This is a genomic window from Streptomyces sp. 378, assembly GCF_030124145.1.
GTDB lineage: Bacteria > Actinomycetota > Actinomycetes > Streptomycetales > Streptomycetaceae > Streptomyces.
In genome coordinates, this window is record NZ_JASKMS010000019.1 from 162,943 (window position 1) to 168,942 (window position 6,000).

At 71.9% G+C, this 6,000-nt stretch carries 5 protein-coding genes; all 5 read right to left on the reverse strand.

From position 1 onward, the window contains the following. Nucleotides 1-19: 19 nt before the first annotated feature. Complete coding sequence (locus QNO09_RS24935) at nt 20-430, reverse strand: hypothetical protein (protein ID WP_283972468.1); 411 nt, start codon at nt 428-430, stop codon at nt 20-22. Further along, on the reverse strand, nt 427-891 hold the full coding sequence (locus QNO09_RS24940) for a hypothetical protein (protein ID WP_283972477.1): 465 nt from the start codon (nt 889-891) through the stop codon (nt 427-429). The genes QNO09_RS24935 and QNO09_RS24940 overlap by 4 nt, the downstream gene beginning before the upstream one ends. A gap of 128 nt (nt 892-1,019) precedes the next feature. Further along, nucleotides 1,020-3,869, reverse strand: a complete 2,850-nt coding sequence (gene glgB, locus QNO09_RS24945) for a 1,4-alpha-glucan branching enzyme (protein ID WP_283972469.1) — start codon at nt 3,867-3,869, stop codon at nt 1,020-1,022. 28 nt (nt 3,870-3,897) lie between these two features. After that, nucleotides 3,898-5,340, reverse strand: coding sequence for a maltokinase N-terminal cap-like domain-containing protein (locus QNO09_RS24950; RefSeq protein WP_283972470.1), 1,443 nt, complete (start codon nt 5,338-5,340; stop codon nt 3,898-3,900). A gap of 191 nt (nt 5,341-5,531) precedes the next feature. Next, a partial coding sequence (locus QNO09_RS24955; protein ID WP_283972471.1) for an alpha-glucosidase C-terminal domain-containing protein occupies nt 5,532-6,000 on the reverse strand: 469 nt, incomplete at its 5' end.

Here is a 6,000-nt window from a genome sequence, read left to right on the forward strand (position 1 = left end):
CGGCCGGGTGCGGGGCCGTCTACCGCAGCAGCGACCTCGGATCACGCAGGGCGTGCCACAGCCCGGTGGCGAGCGGTACGACGGTCAGGGCGAAGAACACCCAGAACAGGAACTCGGCCCCGGGGGTGAGCTCGTAGACGGTGCCGTCCTCCCACTCGCAGTAGGCCCGCGGCGGAAACGGGGTGGAGACTCCCGATACCTGTCCGTCCCCGATGACCCCCTCCTGGTACGGCTCCCTGGGGCAGGGGGCGGTCTCCGGGAAGAGGAAGGGGTCGTCCGCCGCCATGATGAACAGCCAGGTGACCGCGGTGAGCGGCACCGCCCAGAACACCGACGTCCTCACCCACAGCGGCAGCAGCGGATGCGTCAGCAGCCCCCGCAAGGCGACCCAGCCGACGACCAGCCCGGCGAAGAGGGGCAGCAGCGTCATGACGTCACGGCCGCCTTGCGGGCCCGCAGCTCGCTCGCGTAGCCCGCGCCGATGACGAACAGCGCGGCGGACAGGGCGAGGGACGCGCTCGCCCCGTTCATCCACACGTAGTCCGGATCGCTGGAGTAGACGGAGCCGTCCTCGCGGACGCAGTCGAAACGCAGCGGCAGGAACGAGGACCGGTGGTGGCTCAGGCCCTCCATCGTGGCCGGGTCGAAGCCGTCGCGGCAGGCCGGGGCGGGCATCGAGTTCGCGCCGTCACCGAAGGCGTGCTCCGACATCAGCACGGTGGAGGCCCCCAGCGAGTACACGGCCGCCGCCGCCCACGCGGCCGCTCCCGCCGCACGGCGCATCAGATGCACCGGCCACGGCTGGGGCCGCCCGGGCAACGCCATCGCGACGACACCCGCCGCGGCGACGAGCGCGCCGACGGCACAGGCCGCGGAGACACCGAAGCCCATCAGCACGGCGGGATCTGCGAGGTGAACGGGACGGCACGCATCCGGACACCACACCAGCACCCGACCGGACAGGCTGTGACGGAGGCCATACCTCCGGTCACAGCCCTGTCACAAGAGCCCCGGACCACCTAGGCCGGCCGGAGCCACACCGTCGCCAGCGGTGGCAGGGTGAGACGGATGCTGGCCGGGCGGCCGTGCCAGGGCTGGGGTTCCGGTTTGACCGGGTCGGGGTTGGTGACGTCGCTGCCGCCGTAGCGGGCCGCGTCGGTGTTGACGGCCTCGTGCCAGGCGGGGACGTCCTCCGGGACGCCCAGGCGGTAGTCCTGGCGGGTGACCGGCGCGAAGTTGGACACCGCCAGCACCGGGGCGCCCTCCTGGTCCAGCCGCAGGAACGCGACGACATTGTCGTCGGCGGCGTCCCCGACGATCCACTCGAAACCGGCCGGATCCGTGTCCAGGCGCCACAGCGCCGGGGTCGCCCGGTAGACGGTGTTCAGGTCGCGCACCAGGTCCCGCACGCCCCGGTGGTCGGGCTCGGCCCCGTAGCCCGGATCCAGCAGCCACCAGTCGGGGCCGTGCGCCTCGGACCACTCGGCACCCTGCGCGAACTCCTGCCCCATGAACAGCAGTTGCTTGCCCGGGTGGGCCCACATGAAGCCCAGGTAGGAGCGCACCCCGGCGCGCTGCTGCCACCAGTCACCGGGCATCTTCGACACCAGGGAGCCCTTGCCGTGCACGACCTCGTCGTGGGAGATCGGCAGGACGTAGTTCTCGCTGTAGGCGTAGACCATCGAGAAGGTCAGCTCACCGTGGTGGTACTTGCGGTACACCGGCTCGTGGCTCATGTACTGGAGCGAGTCGTGCATCCAGCCCATGTTCCACTTCAGCCCGAACCCGAGTCCGCCGAAGCCGCTGGGGCCCTGGTGGTGGGTGGCCCGGGTGACGCCGTCCCAGGCGGTGGACTCCTCGGCGATCGTGACCACGCCGGGCACCCTGCGGTACACCGTCGCGTTCATCTCCTGCAGGAACGCCACCGCGTCCAGGTTCTCCCGGCCACCGTGCTCGTTGGGCGTCCACTGGCCGGGCTCGCGCGAGTAGTCCAGGTAGAGCATCGAGGCCACCGCGTCCACCCGCAGGCCGTCGATGTGGAACTCCTCGCACCAGTAGACGGCGTTCGCGACGAGGAAGTTGCGCACCTCGTTGCGCCCGAAGTCGAACTCCAGCGTGCCCCAGTCGGGGTGCGCCGCCCGCAGCGGATCCGCGTGCTCGTACAGCGGTCGGCCGTCGAACTCGGCCAGCGCCCAGTCGTCCCTCGGGAAGTGCGCCGGCACCCAGTCCATGAGGACGCCGATGCCGGCCTGGTGCAGCTTGTCGACCAGGAACCGGAAGTCGTCCGGCGTGCCCAGCCGGGCCGTCGGCGCGTAGAAGCCGGTCACCTGGTAGCCCCAGGAGCCGCCGAACGGATGCTCCGCGACCGGCATCAGTTCCACATGCGTGAAGCCCAGGTTCTTCACGTACCCGGGGAGCTGCTCGGCCAGCTGACGATACGTCAGGCCGGGCCGCCAGGAGGGCAGATGGATCTCGTACACCGAGAACGGTGCCTCGTGCGCAGGGGCCTCGGCGCGCTGGGCCAGCCACTCGGCGTCGCCCCACTCGTACTGCGAGGACGTGATGACCGACGAGGTCGCGGGCGGCACCTCCGTGTGGCGGGCCATCGGGTCGGCGCGCATCGTCCTCGAACCGTCGGGCCGGGTGATCTCGAACTTGTACAGCTCGCCCTCGCCGACGTCCGGCAGGAACAGCTCCCACACTCCGGACGAACCCAGCGAGCGCATGACGTGGCCGGTGCCGTCCCAGAAGTTGAACGTGCCGGCCACGCGCACACCGCTCGCGTTCGGCGCCCACACCGCGAACCGGGTGCCGGTCACACCCTCGTGGGTCATCGGGTGCGCGCCCAGCGCCGTCCACAGCTCCTCGTGCCGGCCCTCACCGATCAGGTGCAGATCGAGGTCGCCCAGCGTGGGCAGGAAGCGGTAGGCGTCCTCGGTCTCCAGCACCGTCCCCTCGTACTCCACCACCAGCCGGTACGCGGGGACCTCGCGCAGCGGCAGCAGGCCGGAGAAGAACCCCTCGCCGTCGGGGTGCAGTTCGGCGCGGAGCTCCCCGGCGACGACGGTCACCGACAGGGCGTAGGGCCGGAACGCCCGGAAGGCGATACCGCCGGGCACCGGGTGCGCGCCGAGCACGGAGTGCGGGTCGTGGTGCGTACCGTCGAGCAGCCGCTGACGGTCCACCGCGTCGACGGCGGGCGAGACGGCGACCTCCATCTCCGGGGGGACCACCTGGGCCGGGGCGGCCTTCTCCGCGGCGGCCGCCCCGATGGGAGCCTTGCCCGCGGGCGCCTTCTTCGCGGGGGCCTTGGCGGTGGTGGCCTTCTGGACGGCCGTCTTCTTGGTGGTCCCCTTCTTGGCCGTCGCCTTCGGCGTGGCCGCCTTGGCGGCCGGTGCCTTCGCGGCAGGGGACTTCGTGGCCGTGGCCTTCGTCGCGGTGGCCTTCGTCGCGGTGGCCTTCTTCGTGACGGCCTTCTTGGCGGCGGTCTCGGCGGGCGCCGTCTTCTCGGCCGACGCCTTCTTCGCGGCCGTCTTCGCCGGCGTCGCCTTCTTCACCGCCGCTTTCACGGGCGGCGCCGCCTTCTCGGGAGCCGCCTTCCCGGCCACCGCTTTCTTCGCCGTCGTCTTCGCCGTCGTCTTCGTCGGCGCCGCCTTCTTGGCCGTGGCCTTCACCGCAGGTGACTGCGCGGCGGGCGTCTTCTTGACGGCGGCCTTCTTCGCGGCGGCCGTCTTCTTCGCCGCTGCCTGTTTCGGCACCGCCGTCTTCTTCGTGGCGCTCTTCTTCTGCGCGGCCGTGGGCTGCTCGGGGATCTTCTCCCCGGCGGTGCCCTTGGGATGCGAACCGCTGGACTCAGGACGGGGGGTCACGGGCGGAGCCTCCAGGACGAGGGGTCGGTCAGGTCAGGTGGCCGGACGAGGCGATCCGGTCTATGGCGGCCAGGGGCACCGGCAGCCAGTCGGGGCGGTGCCGGGCCTCGTACACCACCTCGTAGATCGCCTTGTCCGTCTCGTAGGCCCGCAGCAGCACCGGGTCGGTGCGCGGGTCGAGGCCGGAGGCCTCCGCGTAACCGGAGCAGTACGCGGAACGGCAGGTCTCGGCCCAGTCCGGCTGGGGAGGGTCGGCCGAGCGGGCCGCGTAGTCGAAGGACCGCAGCATGCCGGCGACGTCCCGCACCGCCGGCTGCGGCATGCGCCGCTCGGCGAGCGGCCGGGCCGGCTCTCCCTCGAAGTCGATCAGCCACCACTCGCCGGACGGCGAGCGCAGGCACTGCCCGAGGTGCAGATCGCCGTGCACCCGCTGCGCGGTCCAGGTGCGGCCCTCGGCGGCGAGATCGCCCAGCGCCGTGAAGGCCGACCGCAGCCCACCGGCGTACGGCCGCAGCGCGGGCACCGCCTGGACGGCCGCGTCCAGCCGCTCGATCATGCCGTCGACCATCGTCTGCAGCTGCATGTGACCGAGTGTGACGGTCGGCAGCGCCCGGGCCAGCGCGGTGTGCACCTCGGCGGTCGCCCGCCCCAGGGCCCGCGCCTCGGCGCCGAAGTCCTCGCCTTTGGCCAGCTCGCGCAGGGCCAGCTCCCAGCCGTCGGAGGCGCCCTGCAGGAACGGCTGGAGCACCCCGAGGACGTACGGCTGGCCGACGGAGTCGCCCGGGCCCGCCGTGACGACCGGGTCCGCCGTGGGGGGAATGTCCGCGACCATCCAGGCCGTCGGAGCGGGAACGCGGGGGCACCCCTCGCGGGCCAGCGCGAGCGGCAGCTCCAGATCGGGGTTGACCCCGGGCACGATCCGGCGCAACAGCTTCAGGATGAACGTATCTCCGTAGACGATCGACGAGTTGGACTGCTCGGCGGTCACCACCCGCGGCACCAGCCCGGAGCGGATGTCCTGCCCGGCGTCCCGGTCGAAGCGGAGCCTGCCGATACGGGCCCGGGTGCGCAGCGCCTCCAGGAGCAGCTCGGCCGGCCTGGTGTCGTGCAGGGCGTCGTAGACGGTCCGGCCGGCCAGCGGTCCCGTCGGCACATGTCCGATCAGCGCGGGCGCCAGCCGAGGCGGCAGCGCCTCGCGCACGCCTATCAGCAGCTGGTAGCAGTCACCGGGGTGACCGGGCGCACCGTGGGACGGCACCACGGGCTGGTGGGCGCGGACGAGCAGGTGGTACAGGCCCAGCTTGGACGCGGCCGGGAGGAGTTCGGTGGCCTCGACCAGGGTGAACCCGGTGACCGGTCGCCCCTTGCCCGCGAACCAGCGCTGCCGCGGCAGCCATTCCCGCAGCAGCGGATCCAGGGAGGCAAGAAGGCCGGGCGGGGTGGTGACGGTGCGTGTGACGGCTTCCGACATGGCGTCGCGTCCTTTCACCCATGTTTGGTGCGCCTCCGGCGCCTGCGGCCGGCCCCGGACGGCGCCCCTCCGGCTCACGCGGGTGGGCGGGGTGTTACTGATGCGTGCCCCGGGCGGGGCGGAGGAAACGCCCCGCCGCCGGGGTTTGCCGCCCGCCCCGCACATCAGGCCTCAACAGCCCTTTTCAGGCTTCACATGGTTTCCTTGCGAAGCCTGAACCAGTAGAACCCGTGGCCCCCGAGCGTCAGCAGGTACGGCAGCTCGCCGATCGCGGGGAAACGGACCCCGCCGAACAGCTCCACCGGGTGCCGCCCCTCGAAGGCGCTCAGGTCCAGCTCCGTGGGCTGTGCGAAACGGGAGAAATTGTTCACGCACAGCACCAGGTCGTCCTCGTACTCCCGCAGGAACGCCAGCACCGCCGGGTTCGTCGACGGCAGCTCGGTGTACGAGCCGAGTCCGAAAGCCGGGTTCTGCTTGCGGATCTCGATCATGCGGCGGGTCCAGTGCAGCAGCGACGACGGCGAGGCCATGGACGCCTCGACGCTCGTGACCTGGTAGCCGTAGACCGGATCCATGATCGTGGGCAGGAACAGCCGCCCCGGGTCGCAGGAGGAGAACCCGGCGTTGCGGTCCGGGGTCCACTGCATCGGCGTGCGCACC